Below are 24,174 nucleotides of genomic sequence, written 5' to 3' on the forward strand. Positions count from 1 at the left end.
ACAGCCCTGCGATGTAAAATTCGTTTTACATTACAAGATTTTACAACAGTACCATCCGAGTCAGCGTGAGTTCGCTCGACAGCTAGTTGCCCGCCCCGGCGGTCGCGAGCCGGCCATGGTTGGCCGCGGAGACCAGCGCGACGAGGTCCTCGGCGTCCGCCTCCGAAAGCGATCCGGGATCGTCCTGCGGCATCGAGCGCCGGATCTTCTCGTAGAGCCTTGCCGTCTGGCCGCGCCACTTCGCCTCGAACCGCGCGCCGGTGAGCGCCGGGGCTTCCTCGACGCCTTCGAAGCTGCGGCCATGGCAATCGGCGCAGCGGGCGAGATAGACCGCGCGCCCGCGTTCCCCGACGGCAGGCCGGGGCAGCGCCGCCGCGGACAGCAACGCCACCACGCCAAGAAGCAGCAGAGGCAAAGGCGGGCGCCTCACTTGACCCGCTTGCGCGTGCCCTTCTCCTGCACCGGCGGCTGCTGTTCCGCGCCAGGCACCGGCGGGTTGGGCAGGTTGGCCGCCGCATAGGCCGCGCGGTCGAGCATCGCCTGGGTGCCGGGCAGCGGCGGGAATCTGGTCGCGGACTGCTGGAAGCGGAATGCCGCGGTCAGGTCGCCGAATGCCTGGCGGCGCCATGCGCTGATATTGGGCTCGCGCACGCCGGTGACCTGCTCGCAGAACTGGAGCACCGAGGTATGGTCGAAGGGCTGGCTGCACACCCAGCCGCCCGCTGTCCAGGGCGAGATCAGGATGCAGGGCACACGGAAACCGCCGCCGATCGGCAGGCCGTTGACGAACTCCTGCGGCGTGCCCGGCGCGGGCACCGGCGGCGCCACGTGATCGAACAGCCCGTCATTCTCGTCATAGTTGAGGATGAAGACGGTCTTGGCCCAGACTTCCGGATTGGCGGCGAGCTCGTTCAGCCGGTCGGCGATGAACTTGGCGCCGGCCGCCGGCATGTGCTCGGGATGCTCGTTCGCCTCGGCGCTCGGCATGATCCAGGAGACGGCCGGCAGGCGGTCGTGCAGCACGTCCTGCGCAAAGGCGCCCTCGTCGGTGTCGGGCATGCCCTTCACCGCCAGCGGCGAGCCCGCCGGCGCCCCCCGGAACTGGGCGAAGTACTTGAACAGATTGTGCGCGCGCTTGCCCTGCTCGCCATATTGATAGACCCGCCACGGCACGCCCGCGGCCTCAAGCCGCTCGGCATAGGTGGTCCAGCGGAAGCCCTCGGGCGGGGCCTTGTTGCTGATCACCGGGCCGCCACCGGTCGCCTCGGTGTCGATCATGCCGGTCATCCAGTAGAGCCGGTTCGGCCAGGTCGGCCCCATCACCGAGCAGTGATAGGCGTCGCAGATCGTGAACGCCTCAGCCAGCGCATAGTGGAACGGGATGTCGTCGCGCTTGAAATAGCCCATGGTGTAGGGACCGTCGGTGCCGTCCGCCGCGCGGTGCGCCGGCAGCCACTGGTCCATCCTGCCGCCGTTCCAGGCCTGGTGCTGCACCTTCCAGGCATGGCTGGTCGAGGGCAGCTTCTGCGCGTTGGTGGTCGCGGTATCGAGGTGGAAGGGCAGCAGATAGCCTGCCGGGTTCTCGGCGTCCGGCTGGTGGAACACGCTCCGGCCGTCCGGCAGCTTCAGCGCATCGGGGTCGCCGAAGCCGCGGACGCCGGAAAGCGTGCCGAAATAGTGATCGAAGGAGCGGTTCTCCTGCATCAGCATCACGACATGCTTGATGTCCTTGATCGATCCGGCGCGGTTCGGCGCCTGGGCCAGCGCCTTCTGCACGTTTGGCGGCATCAGCGTGGTGGCGGCGGCGAGCGAGGCGAGCTGCGCCGCATCGGCGATCAGGCGGCGGCGCGTGAAGATCGGGGTATCTGCCATGGGAAGGTTCCGCTGGTTGCGATGAAAGGAGACCGCGCGCCCTAGAAGCGTGCGCGGATGCCGAACGTGCCGGTGCGGCCGTTCTGGACGAAGATGGCGCTGTGGTTCGGGAAGCTGCTCACGCTGGTGGCGAGCGTGCCCGGCACGATCACGTTGTAGGGCTGGCTGAGCAGGTTGTTCACCGAGAAATAGGCCTCCCAATGCTTCACCAGCTTGATCCGGCCCGACACGCTCAGATCGGTGCGTGCCTGGAACCAGCTCGGCGTGGTGGAGCGGTACTTGTCGTCGTTCCAGAGCATGTTGACGAAGAGCTTCACCGGCCCCTTCTCGTACATCAGCGCCGCCGATCCGATGTTCTTGCCGACGCGGGTGATCGGCTCGCTCGGCTCGTTGTGCATGAAGCCGCCGCGTACCGACAGCCCGTCGAACGGCGCGGGCAGCCAGCTCAGCGCATGCTGGAACGAGACCTCGATCCCCTTGATGCTCACCACGCCGAGCTGGCGATAGGTGGTGTAGGTATAGTCGGCATAGGACGGGTCATCGGCATAGCCGCCGGCCGCGCTGCCCACCTCTGCGGCGCTCAGCCCCTCCTGCAGGTCGGCCAGGCCGTCGATCCGGTTGTAGTAGAAGCCCGCGGTGAACAGGCCGACCGACTTGAAATAGTGCGAGAGCCGCACCGAGATATTGTCCGACATCGCCGGGGTCAGGCCCGGATTGGGCACCGAGATCACCTTGTCGGCATCGTCCACGCTGGCGCTGCCGGCGATCGCATTGAGGCCCGGGCGCAGGATGGTACGGCTATAGCCCACTTCCGCATCGGTGCTGCGGGCGAAGGTGAACTTGGCCGAGGCGCTCGGGTAGAGCTTGAAATAGTCGCCCTTGATCGCCTGATAGCCGTTGGTCCGGAACTGATAGTCGACACAGGGAATGGTCGTGGCGATCCCGGTCGAGGCGGTGACCGCGCACTTCACGCCGTCCACCGTCGCGGCCTTCACCTCGGTGGCCGAGAGCGGCGACCAGCCCCAGCTGGTGTTGGCGGTCCATTCGGCACGCAGGCCGGCGCGCAGCTTGAGCTTGCCGATCTGCGCGGTCGCCATGCCATAGGCCGCCTTGATGTTCTCCTGGAACCGCGTGTTGTTCGAATAATTGGCCGCTGCGTAATTGGCGGCGGTGAGCGTGTGCGTCCACTCGTCCGGATGGGTGGCGTACATCTCGTAGAGCTTGCTCATGTCGATCATCGGCACATAGGACGAGCCCGAGATCGAGGTGAAGCTGGCGTTGCTCTTGTCCCACGAGGTGCGGGTGTAGGGGCCGGTCACCGCCGCGAGGAACGCCGCGTTCGAGAGGCCGCCGGTATAGGTGTAGAGATTGTCGCCCGAGGTATCGCCGAAGCGGTAGACCGTGTCGGTGACCTTGAAGCCCGCCTTGAAGGTGATCGGCACATTGCCGAACTGCGCATCATAGCTGGCGTTCAGCCCGCCCGACTTCTCGTAGATAAAGGCATTGGCGCCGCTGGTGGTGCGGATCTGCGGCGCGGCGGAGAGGGTGTAGGAGCCCGTCTTGCTCCAGTCCGGCCCGCTCAGCTGGGTGATGTCCCAATCGGTATGGGCCAGGCTCGAACTGCCCTTCACCGCCGAGAAATTGCCGGTCGAGGTCACCGTCGGGATGAACGAGGTGACCTGCCCCATGTGCGGCGAGTCATAATAGGACCTGGAGTCCGAATAGGCGAAATAGCCGTCGAGATGCAGGTTGCCGCGGTTCCACTCGAAGCTCGGCGCGATGATGTTGCCCTTGTTGACCTTGTACTGGGTGGAGTTCGCGGCCTGGAAGGTCTTGGTCGTGGCCGGGTTCAGCGTCGTATAGTCGCTCAGCATGTCGCCGCTCACGCCATTGGTGCGGGCGCCGGTGGTGAAGGTCGCGTCGGACTGGTTCTGATAGACGTTGCCGCGATAGGCGATGCCGAGCAGCGACACGGTCAGCCGGTCGTCCACCTTGAAGTCGATCACCGTCGAGGCGGTGCGCCGCGTCGTCTGGCGCGCCGAGGTCTCGAACTCCATCGACGTGAAGGCGAGCGGATCGGGGCTCTTGGCGGTCGGCACATAGTTGCGGCTCATGGTGAGCTGCTCGCGCTCGATATAGCTGTTGTTGTAGCCCAGCGAGAGCATCACGCCGAGCCGCCGGTTGAAGAAGCTGTTGGCGTAGAAGAACGACGCCTCGGGCAGGAAGCGATCCTTCCCATAGCCGCGCGGATCGGGGCCGGTATGGATGGTGCCGTCCAGCATGTTCTCGTGGGTGAAGCCGCCGACCGAGACGACCAGCGCCTGCTTCTTGCGGTCATAGGCGTGCTTGGTGCGCAGATCGATGATGCCGGCCGGGGCATCGGCGTTGTTGTCGGCGCTGACGGTCTTGTAGACCGTCACGGAATCGATCGCCGACATCGAGATCGATTCATAGCTGAAGATCCGCGCGGCGGCCGCCGAATTGGCATAGCCCGACGGCGCATTGGCATTGGCCGACACCACGTCCATGCCGTTCAGCTGGGTGCGGGTATATTCCGCGGGCAGGCCGCGCAGGAAGGCGTAGAGCGAGCTGCCATTGGTGCCGTCCACATCGATGCCCGGCATGAATTTCAGGAACTCGGCCGGATTGCCCCCGGCGATATCGCCATAGGCATCGGTGGAGAGCACATCGACGATGTTCATCGACTTGCGCTGCTGCATGATCTCCTGGGCATAGTCCTCGCGCGCGCCGTTCACGATGATGCGGTTGCTCGCCGCCTCCCCGTCCGCCCCGCTCTCGCTAAGGCTGAAATCGAGCTTCGCCGTCTTGCGCGGCTGGACCTGCACGTCCGCTTCCTCGGTCGCATAGCCGGTGAAATGGACCGACACCCTGGCGGGCCCGGCAGGCACGTCGTTGAAGCGATAGGCCCCGCCTTCGCCCGAAGTGGCCGAGCGCCGTTCCCCGTTCGCAGCGACCAGCTCGACGATCGCGGCGCGCAGATAGTCGCCGCTCGTCGTGTTGGCGACCTGGCCGGCAACCGTACCCCGCCCGCTCACCTGCGCCGCATTGTGGCCAGGCGCCCGGCGCGAGCGCAGCGTGATGACCTGGCCATCGTCGCTGGCGATCTCCAGCGCGGTGCCGGCAATCAGGCGACGCAGGGCCTGCCGCACATCCATGGCTCCCTTGATCGCCGGGGTGCGCACACCGGCCAGGTCACGGGCCGACGCAATGACCTGGATCTGCGCCTGGCGGGCGAATTCCGGAATGGCCTTCACAGCGGTCTGCGCGGGAATGTCGAAGCTGCGGACCTGCGCGAAAGCCGGCGTCGTTGCCGCGCATGCGGCAAGGATCGCCGTGGTCGAGAGAATGGCATTCCGGGAAAACATGGTTCTGGGACCCCCAATCCGTGCGGCGGGCGCCGCACCCTTTGGTGGCTGAGAGACCTGGCGGGGAAAGTTCCGCCATTCCGGAGTTAAATTTAGGCCGGAACTAAATTTGGGGACGTCCCTGATTTCGACTGAGCACCACGGTGTTGCCGCTCTGCTCGATCCGCGCGCCGAACAGGCTGGCGACGGCGCGGCTGAAGCCGATCGGGTCGCTGGCGGCGAACAGCCCGGCAACGGGTTCGCGCGCCAGCGAAGGATCGCGGATCTCGATACGGACCTTGCTGTAGCGCGCGAATTCGGCGGCGGCGTCGATCAGCGCCTCCCCTTCAAAGGCGATCTTGCCTTCGCGCCAGACAAGCTCGCGCGAGACAAGGTCCGGCGCGATCGGTTGCGGGGTGGGCAGTTGCGCGATCGGACTTTCCGACGGGAATACCAGCCGGCTGCCCTGGGGAAGCTGCAACAGCGCGGGGGCACTCGCCGCCACCAGCGCCAGCCCGCCCTGATCGGCGAGGATGTCGACCGGCTTGCCGTCGAGCTTGCGCACGCGGAAGGTGCCGCGCGTGGCACGAACCCTTTTGCCGGGCAGCTCGACGAAGAAGGGCCGGCTCGGGTCGGCGAGGACCGTGAAGAAGGCTTCGCCGTAAAGCAGCTCGACGCTGCGTTCCCGGGCGCCGTAATGCACCTTCACGCTGGTCTGCGTGTTGAGCATCATCGTCGATCCGTCCTCGAGCGTGACGAGGCGGACCTCCCCCAATCCGGTGGTGATCGCGGCGGCAGGCAGGCTGATCCCCAGTGCCACGACCGACGCCGCTATCGCGCCTCCCGTGCCGATCATCGCGAGCATCGATCGCCGGGTGACACGCCGGGTACGCGGCTGCGGTGCGGGTTCGGGCACGGCAAACTGCTTGGGGTCGAACTGCGGGCCCAATGCCCGGGCGGACTCGCTCAGCATGCCCAGGGCATTGGCGCGCAGCATCGCGCCGCGCCGGCGGGGATCGCCCGCCAGCCAGTCGTTCAGTGCCTGTGATTCCGCTTCCGATAGCCCCCGATCGAGCCTGGCGATCCAGTCGGCGGCTTGCTCGTCAATGGATCGACTGGTTTCTCGCTCGATCGTCAAAAGCGCTACTCTCCATTTCCCTTTCCCTAGAGGCTTTTGCCAGAGCTTTTCCGCCATGGCCAAACCAATCGATCAGGAAACGAAGCCCGCGCGAGATATGCTTCTCGACCGTATTCTCCGAAATCGCCATGCGCGCGGCGATCTCGCGCTGCGACAGTCCGTCCACCCGGCGCAGCATGAAGGCCTGCTGCGTCTTCGCCGGCATTGCCCCGATCGCCTGGGCCAGTCGCCCCAGTTCGTCGCGATCGATCGAAACCTGTTCGGGAGACGGGCGATCGTCCGCCATGTCCAGCTCGCCCAGATCCTCCACGGTGTGGATCGACACGACCCGGGCGCGGCGGACATGGCGGGTGATCACCGAACGGGCGACCTGGAACAGATAGGCGCGCGGATTGCGGATGCCGTCGATCCCGTCGAGATCAGCCAGGATCGCATAGGATTCCTGGATGATGTCGTCGACATCGAGGCCGATCGGCTGGCGCCGGGCAAGCCAGCTGCGCAGCGCCGGTTCATGCGGCAGGATGTTGCGCAGGAACCATCGCGTCCGTTCGCGGTCAATCGCGTGCATCGGCCATCCCTGCAGGGTGCAACTCGATCCCGCCGGGCGGCGAGTCGGCATTCCGTTAGGCGGCGAATGTGACAGTCTGAGTTTGGAGCGCTGCTCAATCGAGCTCGGCGAATATCCCCCGGAGCTGGTCCAGGTCGACCGGCTTGGACAGGACGAAATCGACATGGGCGGGCGCCTGGTCGTCCGTCGCCATCCGGCGCCCCCATCCCGTCAGCAGGATAACCGGGGTTTTGGGGAATATCGCCTTGGCCGTCCGCGCGACCTGGTTGCCGTCGACATGCGGCATGCCCAGGTCGGTGATGATGACATCAAAACCTTCGCCCTTCCCCGATGCGTGCTGCATGGCATCGATCCCAGCCTGACCGCCTCCCGCGGCGGTGACGCCATGCCCGCTCAATTCGAGCACCACCGCCGTCGATGACAGGACGGCGGGATCGTCATCGACCAGCAGCAGGCGCAGCGGGCCGCTCTCGCGCCTGGGCGCCTCCATCGCTGCGCCCGCCGGATCCGCGTCGACCGCGGCGAAGTCCAGATGCACGCGCGTGCCGTCGCCAGGCGCGCTGTCGATGCCCAGCCGGGCGTCATGGCGCTGCGCGGCACCCTGGACCATCGCCAGGCCAAGGCCAGTGCCGCGCTCGCCCTTGGTGGTGAAGAAGGGCTCCAGGCAGCGCAGCCTTGTGTCCTCGTCCATGCCCGCACCGGTATCGCCGATCTCGAACTTCACCCGAGATCCGCCGCCGGGAATGCGGACATGCTCGGTCCGCACGCTGAGCGTGCCGCCATCCGGCATCGCGTCCACGGCGTTGAAGATCAGGTTGGTCGCCACCTCGCGAAGCTCGGAGGCATTGCCCATCACGTTCGGCAGGGCCTGTTCGAGCCGCGTATCCACCGTGATCACGACGCCCCGCTGCTGCAGCATGTCACTCCACCGCGCGCGGGTCAGCTCCACCACCTGCGGCACCAGCGCGTTCAGATCGACCGGCACGAGCTCGGACTTGCCGTCCTCCGGACGATAGAAATCGCGCATCCGCGCAACCGTGGCCGCGATGTCCTTCACCACCTGGCCGACGACCTCGAGATAATCGTCGACCTCCTTCCCCAGATCGCGCCTGCGTTCCCGCAGCGACTGGGTGTAGATCGCCACGGGCGAGATGGCGTTGTTGATGTCATGCGCGATGCCGCTCGCCATCTGCCCGATCGCGCGCAGCCGCTCCTGCTGCAGCACCGCCTGCTGGGTCTGGCGAAGCTCGTCATAGGCACGCTGCAGATCCTCGCGAAGCCGCGTCTGGTGCGCCGCCAGCCCGACATGCTCGCCCAGCTGCCGCAGGAACTCGCAATCGGTGCTGAGAAAGGCATTGGGCTGGCGCCGTGCCACGACCAGCAGGCCCGTCACCCGGCCTTCGGACAGCAGCGGCGACAGCACCAGCGATCGCAGCCCCGCCTCGGCCAGTCTTCGCGGAAACGGGAAGGTCGCGTGGGCGATGTCCGGCTCATGGACGAGGTCGCCGGCGATGCAATGCGACAGGCCGTTGCCGTCGATCGCGATCCGCGCGCCGGCACCGATCCCCATTATTTCGGCCAGCGCGGCGCTGCCCGTTCCGACATGCGCCACGCTGACGGCATCGTCGTCGGGCGCATACAGGCAGGCACAGGCGAAATCGGCCGGCAACCGGTCCTCCAGCGCGCTGATCGCGACCTGGTGGATGCTCGACACGTCCTGCCGCTGGCCGATCGCACGGGTGATCTGCTCGAGCAGATGCAGGCGCTCGTTGCTCTCGCGCAGGCGCGTGGTGCGCTCGGCGATCCGGGCATCGAGCACCCGGTTGACCCGCTGCTCCACTTCGAGGCGCTGCTCGGTGGCCTGGAGCTCCGCGCGACTGCGCTCCGAAGCCAGGGCGGCGTGAAGATCGCGCTCGCGCGTGGCAGCCTCGCTGCGCTGCCGGCCAAGCCGGACCGCGCCATCGACCCGCGCGCGCAGTTCACGCGCGCCGAAGGGCTTGACCAGATAATCGTCCGCCCCAGCCTCGAGTCCCTCCTCCTTCGCCTCGGGTCCCGCGCGCGCGGACAGCAGGATGACAAGAAGATGCGCGAGGCCGGGATCCGCGCGCACCGCCGCCAGCAGTTCGAAGCCGTTCATCACCGGCATCATCACGTCGCTGAGGATCAGGTCAGGTGCCGGGACTCGCCGCGCCGCCGCAAGGGCTTCCTCGCCATTCGCCACGGCCTCGACGACATAGCCCCCCGCCTCGAGGATCTGGCGGACATAGGCACGCATGTCGGCATTGTCGTCGGCCAGGATGATCCGCGGCTGGCCTTCGACCAGTTCGTCGGCCGGATCGGATCGATCGCCCGGCGCCGGCGGCGCGTCGCCTTCGGGCAGCCAACGCAGCGCTTCCTCGACGAACGCGCTCGAACGCCCCGCATCCGCCGCGCCAAGCGAAGCATCGACCAGATTCTCCGCCGGGAGATGCTCGCTGCCTGCGGGCAACGCCACCCGGAAGGCCGTGCCGACATTCTCGGCGCTTTCCGCCACTATCGAACCGCCATGCAGCGCGACCAGTTCCTGAACCAGCGAGAGCCCGATGCCGGTGCCTTCGTGCGTGCGCCCGCGCTGGCCTTCGATGCGGTGAAAGCGCTCGAATACCCGCGGCAATTCCGTCGCGCTTATCCCCACGCCGGTATCGCGCACCACCAGTTCGGCACCGGCCTCCGTCTCGCGCAGCGAAACGCTGATCCCACCCTGCAGCGTGAACTTGAAGGCATTGGAGATCAGATTGAGGACGATCTTCTCCCACATGTCGCGGTCGACATGGATCGGCCGGGATAGCGGCGGGCAATCGACCGAGAGCGTCAGGCCCGCACGCTCGCAGGCGGAGCGGAAGTTCGACGCCAGATTGGCGGTGAGCCCGGACAGGTCGACCGGCTCGAACCGCGCCTGCATGCGCCCGGCCTCGATCCGGGCAAAGTCGAGCAGGGCATTGACCAGCTTGAGCAGGCGCAATGCGTTGCGATGCGCGACGTCGAGGCGTTCGCGCTGCGCCGCCGGGAGATCCCCCGCTTCGAGCGCGTCCTCGATCGGCCCCAGCATCAGCGTCAGCGGGGTGCGGAACTCGTGGCTGACATTCGAGAAGAACAGGGTCTTGGCGCGATCTATCGCCGCGAGCGCCTCGGTGCGCCGCCGTTCATCCTCGCGCGCGCGCACCGCTGCCAGCGCGGCCGCCAGCGCGGCGCCCAGCAGTTCGTAGAAACCGCGATAGACATCATCGAGCGGCAATCGCGGCGACGCCCCGGCGATCACGATCGCCGGAGGAAGCGCCGCACCGGCAACCCTGATGGGAAGGACGAACGCGTTTCCGGGCGGCTCGTCATAGGGGCCGCAGGCGATGCCGCGGAGCTGCGTCGATACGCCGCCCAGTTCGACGATGGCGCCCTGCCCCGCGGCATCGCCGATCGGCCAGGGCATGGCGGCATCGACCGCGATGACGGCGGGGCTGGCAACGGTATCCGCCGCAATGCCGTGATGCGCGCGCAGCCGGTAGCACGCGCCGTCCTCGTCGAGCGCATAGAAGAGCAGGAACGGCAGGTCATATTCGAACGGCGCCAGCGTCTCGACCGCCAGCTCCGCCAGGCCGTCGATGGTCTCGGCGCCGGCCAGGCTGGCGTTGAGGTCCCGCAGCGCGCGGGTGCGCCGCTCGGCAAGCATCGTCGCGGTGGTTTCGGTGACGGGATGGAACAGCCCGCCGATCCCCCCGCTCTCGTCGCGGATCGGCGAGAGCGAGAAGGTGAAGAACGTCTCTTCCAGATAGCCGTTGCGCGTCAGGTACATGCGCTGGTTCTCGAGGAAGGACGTGTCCCCCGCCCGCGCATTTTCGAAGGGTTCGCCGATCGCGGGCCAGGCGCTCTCCCAGGTCACGTTATAGCCCTGCCCGAGCGCCACGGGATGCGCATCGCCGCATACGATGCGATAGCCGTCATTGTAGATCTGGGTGTGTTTCGCGCCCCAGATGATGTTGATCGGGAAATTGGAAGCCAGGCACAGGCTCACCGTGGTGCGCAAGCTTTGTGGCCAATGCCCGATCGGGCCGAGCGGCGTCTGCGACCAGTCCTTCGACCGTATCAGCCTGGCCATCTCGCTGTCGCCGACAAGAAAGTCGGCATCCGCGGCCACTTTAGGCGCGTCCAGTCCAGTCACAAAGCACCAGACGACGAAAGAGCAGATACGGACACATCTTCCCTCGAACAGATCTTAACCTAGATCATACAGGGAAATACTTTGCAACCCACCCGCATCACTTCCACGGGATAGCTTAGGTATATTTCCTGATGTCAAATTTCCCCAAGCATTGCGGGCCGGACGAACGCATTCGCCTGCCTGCAGTGCACGCCGTTATCTTGCGAATGCCCCGCCCCTTCGCCAAAACGAGGCACTCGCGAGCAGGTTCTTCCGCAATCCGGCTCGCATGTTGCGCTTGAACGGTTGATGCCTGTCGATTCCACGCCATAGTGGGCGGCAATGACGAAGAAATCGGCAAGCAAGAACGAACAGCGCCCCAAGCCTGGCGCCCGCCTGACGATGCAGGACATCGCGCGGCTGGCGCAGGTCTCCACGCCCACCGTCTCGCGCGTGCTGAACGGCAGCCCGCTGGTTACCGAGGAGACCCGCGAGCGGGTGATGGCGGTGGCGCAGGCGCATGGCTATGCGGTCAACCGCAACGCCGCCAAGCTGCGCCACACCCGCACCAACACCGTGGCGGTGATGCTCGATTTCGGTTCGCACCGGCACGGCGCGATCGGCGATCCCTTCATCTTCGAGCTGCTCGCCGGGGTGTCCGAGGCGCTGTCGATCCGCAACCAGGACCTGCTGCTCTCCCCGCCTGGCCTGGAGGACGTCCGCGCCTTTCGCGATTTCTACCAGGCACGCGGCGCTGACGGGTTCATCGTGCTCGGCCAGGGCACGCGGGACGCGATGCTGCGCGAGCTGGGCCGCACCGATGTGCCGCTGGTCGTCTGGGGGGCGGTCGCCCCCGATGCCGGCTATTGCGCGATCGGCAGCGACAATTTCCTGGGCGGCGAGCTGGCCGGGCGGCACTTCCTCGACAGGCAGCGCAAGCGCTGGTTGTTCGTCGGCGACATCCGCCACGAAGAGCTGCGCCTGCGCTATGAGGGGCTCTGTGCGATGGCGAACGAGCAGGGCGACGTCACCGTCGATTTCCTGCCGATCGCTTCGATGGCCTTCCACGCCACCGCCGATACGGTGACTGCCTATCTCGCCGCGGGCCGCCTGCCCGATGCGGTGTTCGCCTTTTCGGACACCGCCGCGATGGCGGTGATCGGCGCGTTCAAGGAACGCGGCCTCGCCGCCCCCACCGATTATTCGCTGGTCGGCTACAACAACATCCCGCCCGCGGCGCATTTCAGCCCGGCAATCACCACGATCAACCAGAAGACCGACGTGGCCGGCGCGCTGCTCGTCGAGAAGCTGATGCAGCAGGTCGATGGCGGCCGCGCGCGCTCGACCACCCTGCCTACCGAGATCGTGGTTCGGGATACCTGAGCCGAGAGCGGCCCAGCTCTCCCTCGTCATCCCGCCCCATATCCGTCATCCCGGCGAAAGCCGGGATCTCAGGCGACGGCGCGGGACAAGAGCCGCACGAGATCCCGGCTTTCGCCGGGATGACGATGGAAGGGTGAAAGCAGCCGTCGCCATCGTCGTGACCCTTTATCCTTGAAAACGATATCAAAGACCCTGTATCGCACCACTCGATAAGAGTTGGGGAGCGGGTGTTGGCTCGAGTATTGAACGGCGCGGACGATGGTGTGCTCTTCGCGGAGGACGGCTGGTCGCTCGATGTGATCGGCGACGATCCCGCCCGCGAAGGCTGGGCCGCGACGATTCTCGCCCTCTCGAACGGCGCGCTGGGTGTGCGCGGCGCCATCGAGGAGCGCGCGGAGGCCACGACCTTCCTCGCCCATGCCTATGAGCAGGCGCCGATCCATTATCACGAAAAGCTCAAGGGCTTTGCCGCCAGCTCCGATTCGCGCGTCCCCGTCGCCGAGGCGCTTGGCCTTGAGGTCCGGATCAACGGCGAAGCAATCGATTTCAGAACACTCCGCTCGGCCACCCGCCGCACGCTCGACCTGCGCGCCGGCATGCTCCGCCGCGAGACGCGCTGGTCCTTTCCCGACGGCCGGTTGCTGCGCATCCGCAGCGAGCGGATCGTGCCGCTCGATGGCAGCACCCTGCTGCTACGCCGTTTCCAGGCCGAGATCGACGGGGAAGCCGGCGTCACCCTCCACCCGCGCCTCGCCCCCGCTCCCAGCGGCGCCGCGCAGTCGGACGACCCGCGCATCGGCGTGAACCTTGCCTCGCGCGGGTTCGAGACCGAACAGGCAAGCGATGAACAAGTCGTCGAGCGCCTGCCCGGCAGCGGCATCGGGGTCGCCGCGGTTCAGCGGATCGGCGAGGAAGATGGCTGGCTGCTGGTCGCCACCGGCTTCGCGGCAGGCCGCGACGCTTCCGAGACGCTGGTCGCCGATGCCGGCGCGCTGGCCGGCACCGCGCTGGCCGAGGGCTTCGTCGTCGCCGCCGCCACCCAGGCGGCCTTGCTCGACCGCTTCTGGGCCGCCGCCGACCTTTCGATCGCCGGAGAGCCGCGCCTTGCCGCGACGCTGCGCGCCAACCTGTTCCACCTTTTCGCCTCGGCGGGCCGCGACGGCCGCTCGAGCGCCGCCGCCAAGGGCCTGACCGGCGAAGGCTATGAGGGCCATTATTTCTGGGACACCGAAGCATTCATGCTGCCGGTGCTCTCGGTGCTGGCGCCGGAGATCGCCCGGGCGATGCTGGTCTACCGCGCCGGCACGCTCGATGCCGCCTTCGCCAATGCCCGCGCGCTCGACCACAAGCAGGGCGCGCTCTACGCCTGGCGTACGATCGAGGGCCGCGAATGCTCGGCCCATTACCCAAGCGGATCGGCGCAGTACCACATCAATTCGGCCATCGCCTTCGCGATCGGCGCCTATGTCGATGCGACCGGCGACGAAGGCTTCCTGGTCGAGCACGGCGTGCGCATGCTGGTCGAGACCGCGCGGATCTGGCTGGCGCTCGGCGACTGGGCGGACGGCAGCTTCCACCTGCGCGGCGTCACCGGCCCGGATGAATATACCGCGCTGGTCGACGACAATTGGTACACCAACCGGATGGCCCAGAAGCATCTGCGCCTCGCCGTCTCGGCCGCCGACCGGGTCTCCGCGATCGATCCCGAAGCCTGGGGCTGGCTCGCCGCCGAGATGCAGCTCGGTGTCGAGGAGCTTGCCGAGTTCACCCGCGTCGCCGATGCGATGCACTTGCCGTTCGATGCCGAACGCAACCTCGATGCGCAGGACGCGAGCTTCCTCGACAAGCCGCGCTGGGATGTCGCCGGTACGCCGGCCAGCGAATTCCCGCTATTGCTCAACTATCACCCGATGACGCTCTACCGCCATCAGGTCTCGAAGCAGGCGGACATCGTCCTTGCCATGGTGCTGGGCGGCGAGGATATCTCGGCGGAGCGCAAGCGCCGGGTGTTCGACCATTACGAGCCGATCACCACGCACGATTCCACCCTGTCCGCCTCCACCTTCGCGATCCTCGCCAGTGAGGTCGGGCACGAGGCACAGGCGCTCGATTTCTTCGCCGAGACCAGCCTGGTCGATATCGACGATCGCCACGGCAATACCGGCCACGGCGTCCATATGGCCGCGCTCGCTGGCTCGTGGCTGGCATTGGTCTGGGGGTTCGCGGGTTTCCGCCCCCATGGCCCGCAGCTCCGCTTCCGCCCGACCCGTCCGGCCGCCTGGCCCGGCTACAGTTTCGGCCTCAACTGGCGCGGCACGCTGGTGCGCGTCGAAGTGGCGGGCGAGCAGATCACCTATCGCGCCGTCTCCGGCCCCGAGATCGTGATCGGCCATCACGACACCAAGGTCCTTCTCGCCCCCGGCGAGAGCTGGACGGGCCCGCTGGCATGACCCTCAAGGGCATCGCCTTCGACCTGGACGGGGTGCTGACCGATACCGCCCGCGCGCACTACCGGGCGTGGAAGCGGATGGCCGACCAGCTCGGCATCCCCTTTGACGAGGAAGCGAACGAAGCGCTCAAGGGCGTCGACCGGATGGGCAGCCTCGCGCTGATCCTGGGCGATCGCCCAGGCTATGACGAAGCCAGGCGCGTCTGCCTCGCCAGCCAGAAGAACGACTGGTATCTGGAAGAGATCGCGCATTTCGGCCCGGGCGACCTGTTCCCCGGCGCCCGCGCGGCGCTGGAGCAGTGCCGTGCCGCGGGCCTGGGCATCGCGCTTGCCTCCGCCAGCCGCAATGCGCCCCTGCTGATCGCGCGGATGCAGGTGGCCGACCTGTTCGACACGATCATCGATCCCGCCAGCCTCGCCGCCGGCAAGCCCGCGCCGGACATCTTCCTGGCCGCCGCCACCGCGCTGGGCGCCGATCCGGCCGAGATGCTCGGGGTCGAGGATGCGCCGGCCGGAGTCGAGGCGATCCATGCCGCGGGAATGAAGGCCGTCGGGGTCGGCACCCCGGCCGCGCTCCCCGAAGCCGACTGGATCATCCCGGCGATCGCCGATTTCGATCTGCGCGATTACGCCGACTAACCCTCATTTCGTCATCCCCGCGAAGGCGGGGATCCAGAGTCACAAGCGATGCGGCATAGAAACCCTGGATCCCCGCCTCCGCGGGGATGACGGTTATTGAGTTTTCCGCGTCAGCCGCTCGAGCCGCACCAGCGCCAGCGCGATCAGCACCAGCGGCACCAGCACCAGGTAGAAGGCGGTCTGGCCCGAGAAACGATCGAAGGTAAAGCCGGTAATGAACGATCCGATCGTGCCGCCCAGCGCCGAGAAGATCACCATCAGCCCGACCATCGCAGCATGCCGCTCGCGGGGCAGTGCGCTCAGCACCACCGAGGAGACGATCGGGTAGATCGGCGCCATGAACACGCCGATCAGCGGGAAGATGTACGCGGCGATCGGCGCGTCGAACCAGCCCATCTCCGCGCGTGGCTGCAAGCCCTGGGTGGTCGGCAGGGTGAGCAGCACCAAGGCCGCGATCAGGCCGAGGCAGCCGAGCAGCAGCCTGAGCCAGCCGAGCCGGGCAACCAGCCCGCTGGCGCTCAGCCGCCCCACCGCCAGCGCGGCGATGAAGATGCTCGACGCCTGCACGCTCATCGCGCCGGGCAGGTGGAGCACCTGGTTATTGAAGGTCGGCAGCCAGGTGCCGACGCCCTGCTCGATCAGCACATAGAGGAAGATCGCGGTGAGGAAGGCGATGGTCGAGGGCAGCGCCAGCAGCGCCACCGCGTCGCGGTACCCGCTCGGGCCCTCCACCGGCTTCGCCGCGCCCTCGTCGAGATCGGCGAACCACCACAGGATCGCGGTCAGCACCGCCAGCACGGCGACCACCCGGTAGACGCCCAGCCAGCCCTGCCCCGTGGCGTCCTGCCCGATGAACCAGCCGAACAGCCAGATGCCGGCGAGGATGCCGACCATGAACACGCCTTCGATCAGCGAGGTCAGGCTGGCGTGGCGCGCCGGATCGGGGCGGACCAGACCGATCGAGCTGTAGGTCGCAACCTTGGCGATGCCGAAGCACAGGCCGACCAGCACGAAGAACAGCTGCATCGCCCAGAAGCTGTTGGCGAAGCTGATCGCCACCGCCCCGGCCGCCACCGCGAGCATCACCCCGATCTGCGCGCGGCGGAAGCCGAAGCGCGGCAGCGTGGTCGCGAACAGGAACGAGGCGACGACCACCGACAGGTCCTTGCACGCCTCGAGCGTGGCGGCATGGGTCTTGGTCACGCCGTAATGCGCGATCGATTGGAGGATCACCGTGCCGACGCTGTTCATCAGCAGCCCGAGCAGGGCGTAGCTGGTGATCAGGGCGGGTACCGCCCAGGCTGCGCGCTTCATTCGGTATCCTCTCTCGTATCCTTGTCGGGCGCAGCCAAGCAGATCATGCAATGCATTTCAACGCCCGTATCATACCCCTTCGAATTGGCTGTGGAGTTCCTCGCCGCCGGCGCTCACCCAAAGGTCGAACGCACCCGGCTCAACGCGCCACTGGTTGTCGGCGGCGACCAGCGCGAGCTCGGCATAGGGGATGGCCAGCGTCACGACGCGCCGCTCGCCGGGATCGAGGGCAATGCGCGCATAGGCCTTCATCTGCCGCACCGGCCGGGTCCGGCTGGCGATCCGGTCATGGATATCCGCCCGCACGAACGCTTCCCCGCGCCGCAGCCCGGCATTGGTGACGGCAACGCGGACCTGCACCGCCTCGCCCTTCGCCACCCGTGCCGGGGCCTGCAGCTCGGCCAAAGCGAAGCGCGTATAGCCCTGCCCGCTGCCGAACGGGAACAGCGCCCGGTCCGGCGCGTCGCGCCAATGGCTGCGGCCCGGCTCCATCGGGTCCGCATCGGCCGCCGGGCGCCCGGTGCTGCGCCGGTCATAGGACCAGGGCTGCTGCCCCGTGGCGAGCGGGAAGCTCACCGGCAGCCGCCCGGTCGGCTCGCGGACGCCGAACAGAACATCCGCCACCGCCGGCCCGGTCTGCTCGCCGAGGAACCAGGTGCAGAGGATCGCCGGCGCATCGCTCACCGCCCCTTCCAGCGCCAGCGCCCGGCCGCTCCGGAGCAGCACCACCACCGGCTTGCCGGCTGCGGCAACCGCCTCGGCCAGCGCCTGCTGCGCCGCCGGCACAGTGATCTCGGTGCGGCTGTTGCCCTCGCCCGACATGTCACCCGCCTCGCCGATCGCCAGCAGCACGACATCCGCCGCCTTTGCGGCCGCCACCGCACGTTCGATCCCGCCGGCGAGCGGCGCGTGGATCCCGCTCCCCGCCTCCACCGCCAGCGCGGCCGGATCGGCGAGCATCGCGCGGATGCCGGTCGCCAGGTCGATCCCGTCCCTCGCATCGCCGGCAAACGACCAGGGCCCGTTGAGGTTGGCCTTGTCCGCCCCGAACGGCCCGATCAGCGCGATCTTCTTCCCCTTCACCGGCAGCGGCAGGAGGTCGCCCGCGTTCCGCAGCAGCACGATCGATCGCGTCGCCACCTCGCGGGCCGTCGCCCTGATCGCCGGCGTGGCGGTGCGCTTCTTCTCGGCCACGGCATCGAGCGAGCGGAACGGATCGTCGAACAGCCCCAGCGCCTCCTTGAGCGCCAGCACCCGCCGCACCGCCTCGTCGACCCGCGCCATCGGCACCTTGCCGCTCTCGACCAGCGCCGGGAGATGCTTGTTGTAGAGCCCGCTCTGCATCGAGACATCGACACCGGCCAGGATCGCCAGCCGCGCCGCATCCGCCTCGTCCGCCGCCACGCCGTGCGCGATCAGCTCGCGATCGGCATCATAGTCGGAGACGCAGACGCCGGCGAAACCCAGCTCGCCGCGCAACACATCGGTGAGCAGCCAGCGATTGGCGGTTGCCGGCACGCCGTTGAAGTCGGTGAACGAAGCGATCGTCGCCAGCGCACCCGCGCCGAACCCGGCGGCGAAGGGCGGAAGATAGGTCTCGCGCAGCTCGGCCAGGCTCATGTCGACCGCGGCATATTCCATGCCCCCGCGCACCGCCGAATAGCCGGCGAAATGCTTGGGCGTGGCGAGAAGGCTGTCCGCCCGGCGCAGGTCCTTCCCCTGGAACCCGCGCACCCGCGCGGCGGCGAGCTGGCGGTTGAGCAGCACATCCTCGCCCGCCCCTTCGGCCACCCGCCCCCAGCGCTGGTCGCGGGCGACATCGACCACCGGCGCGAAGGTCCAGTGCAACCCGCCAGCACTCGCCTCCTCGGCCACCGCCCGCGCCGCGCGCTCGGACAGTGCCGGATCGAACGCCGCGGCTTCGGCCAGCGGAATCGGAAAGATCGTGCGGCAGCCATGGATCACGTCGGCCGCGAAGATCAGCGGAATGCCGAGCCGGCTCCTCAGCGCCGCCGCCTGCGCCTTGCGCGCGCCCGCCACGCCATAGCCGTTGAACAACATGCCCACCCGACCGGCGGTGATATCCGCGAGCATCGCATCCGCGCCGCGCGGATCGACCACGGGGTTGAACACCGCGCCGACCGGGCGGATCTCGTCGTTGAAGCAGCTGAGCTGGCCCGCCTTCTCCGCGATCGTCATCCGCGCGATCAGCCCGTCGATCCGCGCCGATCCCGCATGCGCCCGAACCGGCAGCAAACCGAGCAGCGCCGCCTGCGCCGATCCCGCCATCAAGGCCCGCCGGTTGATTCGCATGGCCCCTGCGCCACCCGCGCTTTTCCGTGTCAAAATCTCTCTCCCGCGTGGCGGAACCTTGCAACGAAGCCCGCCGAAATCCGTTGGTTTCCGCACCTGTTGCACCAGCGCACCAGTGCTTGGCAAATTCCGCGTGACAGTTGCAGAAAACGATTTCATTATGCCTGCGTCGCGACTAATCGAGCGGGATCAACCCGCCGGACAGTCCGGCAATAACTTGGTTGGGGAGGATATATGTTGCTTTCCGTTCGCGCTGGCGTTCGCGCCGCGCTGTTGGCCAGTGCCGCGCTCGCGCCGCTCGCCGCCCAGGCCCAGACGGCCACCACTGATGCGGCTGCTCCCGCCGCGCAGGATGACGCCGCCGATGAAGGCCAGATCGTCGTCACCGGCCAGACCACGCCGAACCGCCCGCTGATCACTTCGTCGGCCGACATCACGCTCGCCAACCGCGAGCTGATCGACCAGAAGGCCCCGCGCTCGACCGCCGACCTGCTCGAAATGGTCCCGGGCATCTTCGTCGAGGCGACCGCCGGCGCGGTTTCGAACAACTATTCGGTCCGCGGCCTGCAGGGCGGCGGCCAGCGCTTCGTCCAGCTGCAGGAAGACGGCATGCCGATCCTGTACGGCGGCGGCGGCGCCGACTTCTTCTTCGACCAGGACCTGACCATCGATCGCCTCGAAGCGGTCAAGGGCGGTTCGTCGGGCGTGCTCACCGTCAACGGCGCGGGCGCGACGATCAACTTCATCTCCAAGGCCGTGAACCATGAGCGCCCCGAGGGCGCGGTCCGCTTCACCGGCTATAATTACGGCCTGAAGCGCGCCGACGGCTATTATTCGCAGCCCATCACCGACAAGCTGGCCTTCAGCGTCGGCGGCTATTTCCAGTCGAGCCCGGGCGTTCGCAAGAACACCAACGACTATACCGGCTGGCGCATCAAGGGCGCGCTCGAATACAAGTTCGACGACGGTGGCTATGTCCGCCTGTCGGCCAAGGGCGGCGACATGAAGAACGCCTATTACGCCGACCAGCCGTACAAGTTCACGGATGGCGAGCCGGGCGGCGTGCCGAGCCTCGATACCCAGTTCGGCAATGTCGGCGGCCGCGCCTTCTCGAACATCGCGGTGCCGGTTTCGACCAACGCGCATTCGAGCGGCTATCGCGAATTCAACTATGACGACGGCATCGTCTCGAAGACCTGGCAGGTCCGCCTCGACTTCGAGAAGCCGATCTCGGACTCGTTCACGCTGTTCGGCCATGGCCGCTATCTCGACTACAGCTATGATTTCAACGGCCTGTTCCCGGGCTCGGGCACCGGCAATGCCGGCCTGACCAGCGCGGTGAACTACCTGACCCCGGGCAGCAGCTCGCCGATCAACGACCTGCTGACGCTCGGCCAGGCCGCCTTCCCGACCACCGTGCGCTACGGCATCAAGAACCTGCGCACCGGCCAGGTCATCGGCTCGAACCAGACGGCGCTGCTCAACGCGCTGAACGGCAACGGCTTCCTGCAGCGCACCACGCTCAACCACGACGCGATCGACGCCTATGACCTGGGCTTCAACGTCGGCGGCCGCTGGAACTTCGAGAGCGGCAGCTTCAAGAACTCGCTCACCGCGGGCGTGATGTACTACAAGACCAAGCGCAACCAGGACCAGTCGGCGACGGCGAGCGTGGTCAACGACGTGCGCACCAACAGCGACGTCTATGACATCGTCGCGCTCAACGCGAACAACCAGGTGATCGGCACCCTGTCCGACAACGGCCTGGTCTCGTACGGCGACTGGGGTGCCGGCATCCGCAGCCGCCAGGATTCGAGCCTGTCGCTCTATGTGAACGACGAGTTCTCGATCGGCGACCTGCACATCGACGCCGGCGTGCGCTGGGAACATGACAGCGCGACGGCGTGGGACGGCAACACCGCGGCGGTCAACCAGGCGGTGCAGCCGGGCACGGCCGGCGTGCTGACCACGGTCGGCTCGACCTGGGACGGCACCTATGCGGTGCGCAAGGCGAACAAGAAGGCGGTGGCCTACACCGTCGGCGCGAACTACCTGATCACGCCGAACTTCTCGATCTATGCCCGCTACGCCAACGGCTTCCAGATGAACAATGTCGATCCCATCACCGGGATCGAGCTGTACGAAGCCGGCGTCCGCTACCAGATGGGCCGCCTGGTCTCGGCTTCGGCGACGGTGTTCCGCACCAACTTCCGCAACCAGAACTACAACTTCGCCGATCCGGTGAACCCGTCGCAGCAGAGCAACATCAACGCCGATCTGCGCACCAACGGCGTCGAGCTCAACCTCAACGTCCGTCCGGTCGATGCCTTCAGCATCGACTTCCAGGGCGTGTTCCAGGATCCGAAGCTCGTCAACCTGGCGATCAACGGCGCCAACCAGCAGGGCTTCGAGGGCAATCGTCCCGAGCGCACTCCGGCGCGCCTGTTCACGATCACGCCGAGCTACAAGCTGCCGAACGGTCTCGGTGAGATCTATGGCCGCTACAAGTATATCGGCAAGATCTACGCCGACGCCGGCAACGGCGTGGCGCTGCCGAGCTACGGCGTGACCAGCGTGGGTGCCTCGTTCAACCTCAGCAAGCAGCTGCAGCTGAGCGTGAACGCGGACAACATCTTCAACGTCATCGGCCTGACCGAGGGTAATCCCCGCCAGGGCCAGACGCAGGCGATCACCGACGGCTATTTCTATGCCCGCGGCATCGTCGGCGCCACCTATGGCGGCACGATCACGTTCAAGTTCTGATAAACCCCGCAAGGGTCGCAAAAGGGAGGGCGCGGCAACTGAAAGGTTCGCCGCGCCTTTCCATATCTGGAATGAAAAGAGGAGAGAGACGGATGCGAGGTTCGATGCGGTTGCTGCTGGTGGGCGGGCTGCTGCTCGCGGGCACGAGCACGGCGGCGATGGCGCAGCAGCGCGCCGCGAAGGCGCCCGAGCTGGCGTACAGCCTGACCGAGGGCCAGAACCTCAACGCGTTCGTGCGCGACGGCAAGGTTGCGGCGCACCTGCTGCTGCGCAACGGCAGCGATCCGCGCATCCTCGTCGCTTTCCCCGCCGGCAACAGCGGCGTCGGCCTGTGGTTCCAGCCGCTTGCCCGTCCCGCCAGCTGGAAGCTCGACCAGGCCCCGCGCCCGGTGACCTTCGCCGACGCCAGGGGGCGCCCGCTCCACGGCATCGAGAGCATCGCGACGATCGACGCGCCCCGCCTCGCCCCCAAGCAGGCGGTACTCTCCAATGTCCGCTTCCTGCGCGACTATCAGTCGGTCAGCCGCTTCCCCGCCGAAGTGGCGGCACCGGTCCGCATCGAGGGCGACCGCATCCTCTATGCCCGTGACCGGGTCGATGGCGCGCCGGGCTACAGCCTGGAAATCCAGGTGCTGCACGGCCGCATCGAGAAGGGCGAGATCGTCGCGGGCGCGAATGGACGCATCCAGTTGCGGATCGTGGCAGCGACCGGCGACACCCCGCTGACCGGCCTCAGCAAGGCCGAGCTGCTCAATACCCATTCAGCCGCCGATCCGGCAGCGCGCAACGCGCTCGCTTTCCTCAGCTACCGGGAGAAGTTCCTGGCCGGCTCGTGGCGCTTCGACACCTATTTCGGCCGCGACACGCTCATGTCGGTTCGCCTGCTGATGCCCGCGCTCAAGGGCGCTGCGGTGGAGGCGGGCCTGGGCGCGGTGCTCGCCCGGCTCGATCGCGACGGCGAGGTCGCGCATGAGGAGGGGCTCTCCGAATTCGCGCTGATCGACCATGCGCAGCACAAGCAACCGGGCGGTGCCGCTGCGACGCTCGATTATGGTATGGTCGATGACGACTATATGCTCGGTCCCGTCTCCGCCGATTATCTGCTCGGTTCGGCGACCCGGGCGGCCGCGCGAACTTTCCTGGCCAGAACCGTACAGAGCGAAGCGAATCCCGGCAGTTCCGCGTCGGCCGGAACCCTCCTGGTGCGCAACCTTCGCTACGTTATCGATCAAGTGCGTCCGTTTGCCGAGGATCCGCGCTGGAGCAACCTCGTCGCGATCCACAAGGGCCGCCTGACCGGCCAGTGGCGCGACAGCGAGGAAGGCCTTGGCCGCGGCCGCTATCCCTATGACGTCAATGCGGTTTTTGTCCCCGCCGCGCTCGAGGCCGCCGACAAGCTGCTCCGCGCCGGGCTGCTCGATCGCTACCTGACCCCGGACGACCGCGCCGCGCTGGAGCGCGCCCATGCGATGGCGGCGACCTGGCGGAGCAAGGCCCCGAGCCTGTTCGCCGTCGAGACCCCCGGCCCCGAGGCCGCAGCCCAGGTCCGCGCCTATGCCGCCCGCGTCGGCGTCCCCGCCGCCCCGGCCCTCGTCGCGCTCAAGGGCCAGCCCCTGCGCTATCACGCGATCGCGCTCGACGATGACGGCAAGCCGGTGCCGATTATCAATTCGGATGAAGGCTTTAGCCTGTTGTTCGGCCATCCCGATCCGGCCGATCTCCAGGCCTATGTCGGCGCGCTGGCACGGCCGTTCCCGGCCGGGCTGATGACCGATATCGGCCTGCTGGTGGCCAATCCTGCGCTGGCCGGCACCGAGGTCCAGGACCGCTTCACCCCGGCCGCCTATCACGGCGCGGTGGTCTGGTCGTGGCAACAGGCCCTGTTCGCCGCCGGCCTGGAGCGCCAGCTCGCCCGCACCGACCTGCCCCCCGCCACCCGCGCGGTGCTGAAGGACGCGCAGGCCAAGCTGTGGCGCGCGATCCAGGCCACCCGGGCGACGCAGAGCTCCGAGCTCTGGTCCTGGGCCTTCGAGAATGGCCGCTACAAGGTCGTCGCCTTCGGCGCCGGCAAGGCGGATGTCGACGAGTCCAACGCCGCCCAGCTGTGGAGCACGGTCTATCTCGCGGTCCAGCCGCCCAAGGCCGCCCCGGCGAAGAAGCGCTAACCCTACACCCCACCTCGGCCCGTCATCTCCACCT

The 24,174-nt window shown here is 67.5% G+C and carries 13 protein-coding genes; 5 read left to right on the top strand and 8 right to left on the bottom strand.

Annotated features, from left to right (window positions below):
- Nucleotides 1–82: 82 nt before the first annotated feature.
- The 6 genes from HNP52_RS14800 to HNP52_RS14825 all read right to left on the bottom strand — a co-directional run bounded on the left by HNP52_RS14800 (nt 83) and on the right by HNP52_RS14825 (nt 11,111).
- Entirely contained in the window at nt 83–415 is a 333-nt protein-coding gene (locus tag HNP52_RS14800) for a cytochrome c (protein ID WP_184168422.1), read from the bottom strand.
- Between the two features lie 11 nt (nt 416–426).
- Nucleotides 427–1,872, bottom strand: a complete 1,446-nt coding sequence (locus HNP52_RS14805) for an alkaline phosphatase family protein (RefSeq protein WP_184168423.1) — start codon at nt 1,870–1,872, stop codon at nt 427–429.
- 41 nt (nt 1,873–1,913) lie between these two features.
- Nucleotides 1,914–5,258: an outer membrane beta-barrel protein gene (locus HNP52_RS14810; RefSeq protein ID WP_184168424.1), complete on the bottom strand. Its 3,345-nt coding sequence runs from the start codon at nt 5,256–5,258 to the stop codon at nt 1,914–1,916.
- 103 nt (nt 5,259–5,361) lie between these two features.
- Complete coding sequence (locus tag HNP52_RS14815) at nt 5,362–6,375, bottom strand: FecR domain-containing protein (RefSeq protein ID WP_260396167.1); 1,014 nt, start codon at nt 6,373–6,375, stop codon at nt 5,362–5,364.
- Nucleotides 6,341–6,943, bottom strand: coding sequence for an RNA polymerase sigma factor (locus tag HNP52_RS14820; RefSeq protein ID WP_184168426.1), 603 nt, complete (start codon nt 6,941–6,943; stop codon nt 6,341–6,343). Before HNP52_RS14820 ends, HNP52_RS14815 begins: the two co-directional genes overlap by 35 nt.
- A 94-nt stretch (nt 6,944–7,037) precedes the next feature.
- On the bottom strand, nt 7,038–11,111 hold the full coding sequence (locus tag HNP52_RS14825) for an ATP-binding protein (protein WP_221416444.1): 4,074 nt from the start codon (nt 11,109–11,111) through the stop codon (nt 7,038–7,040).
- A gap of 345 nt (nt 11,112–11,456) precedes the next feature.
- On the opposite strand from HNP52_RS14825, the gene HNP52_RS14830 reads away from it, so the two are divergent.
- The 3 genes from HNP52_RS14830 to pgmB all read left to right on the top strand — a co-directional run bounded on the left by HNP52_RS14830 (nt 11,457) and on the right by pgmB (nt 15,585).
- A complete protein-coding gene (locus HNP52_RS14830) occupies nt 11,457–12,497 on the top strand; it encodes a LacI family DNA-binding transcriptional regulator (protein WP_184168427.1) in 1,041 nt (346 codons plus the stop codon).
- A 230-nt stretch (nt 12,498–12,727) separates the two neighbouring features.
- Entirely contained in the window at nt 12,728–14,947 is a 2,220-nt protein-coding gene (locus HNP52_RS14835; RefSeq protein ID WP_184168428.1) for a glycoside hydrolase family 65 protein, read from the top strand.
- The gene (gene pgmB / locus HNP52_RS14840) at nt 14,944–15,585 is read left to right on the top strand and encodes a beta-phosphoglucomutase (RefSeq protein WP_184168429.1); all 642 of its coding nucleotides are present in this window, start codon (nt 14,944–14,946) and stop codon (nt 15,583–15,585) included. The genes HNP52_RS14835 and pgmB overlap by 4 nt, the downstream gene beginning before the upstream one ends.
- 93 nt (nt 15,586–15,678) lie before the next feature.
- Here pgmB and HNP52_RS14845 read toward each other — a convergent pair whose 3' ends face one another.
- Together HNP52_RS14845 and HNP52_RS14850 are read right to left on the bottom strand one after the other, a co-directional pair.
- Entirely contained in the window at nt 15,679–16,899 is a 1,221-nt protein-coding gene (locus HNP52_RS14845; RefSeq protein WP_184168430.1) for a sugar MFS transporter, read from the bottom strand.
- A 69-nt stretch (nt 16,900–16,968) separates the two neighbouring features.
- On the bottom strand, nt 16,969–19,212 hold the full coding sequence (locus HNP52_RS14850; protein WP_184168431.1) for a glycoside hydrolase family 3 N-terminal domain-containing protein: 2,244 nt from the start codon (nt 19,210–19,212) through the stop codon (nt 16,969–16,971).
- A gap of 234 nt (nt 19,213–19,446) precedes the next feature.
- Here HNP52_RS14850 and HNP52_RS14855 point away from each other — a divergent pair, with 234 nt between their 5' ends.
- Both HNP52_RS14855 and HNP52_RS14860 read left to right on the top strand, forming a co-directional pair.
- Nucleotides 19,447–21,975 (top strand): TonB-dependent siderophore receptor, encoded by a 2,529-nt coding sequence (locus tag HNP52_RS14855; RefSeq protein ID WP_184168432.1) that lies wholly within the window; start codon nt 19,447–19,449, stop codon nt 21,973–21,975.
- Nucleotides 21,976–22,067: 92 nt separating this feature from the next.
- Nucleotides 22,068–24,140 (top strand): hypothetical protein, encoded by a 2,073-nt coding sequence (locus HNP52_RS14860; RefSeq protein ID WP_184168433.1) that lies wholly within the window; start codon nt 22,068–22,070, stop codon nt 24,138–24,140.
- Nucleotides 24,141–24,174 lie beyond the last annotated feature (34 nt).

This window comes from Sphingomonas kyeonggiensis (genome assembly GCF_014204495.1).
Classification (GTDB): domain Bacteria; phylum Pseudomonadota; class Alphaproteobacteria; order Sphingomonadales; family Sphingomonadaceae; genus Sphingomonas; species Sphingomonas kyeonggiensis_A.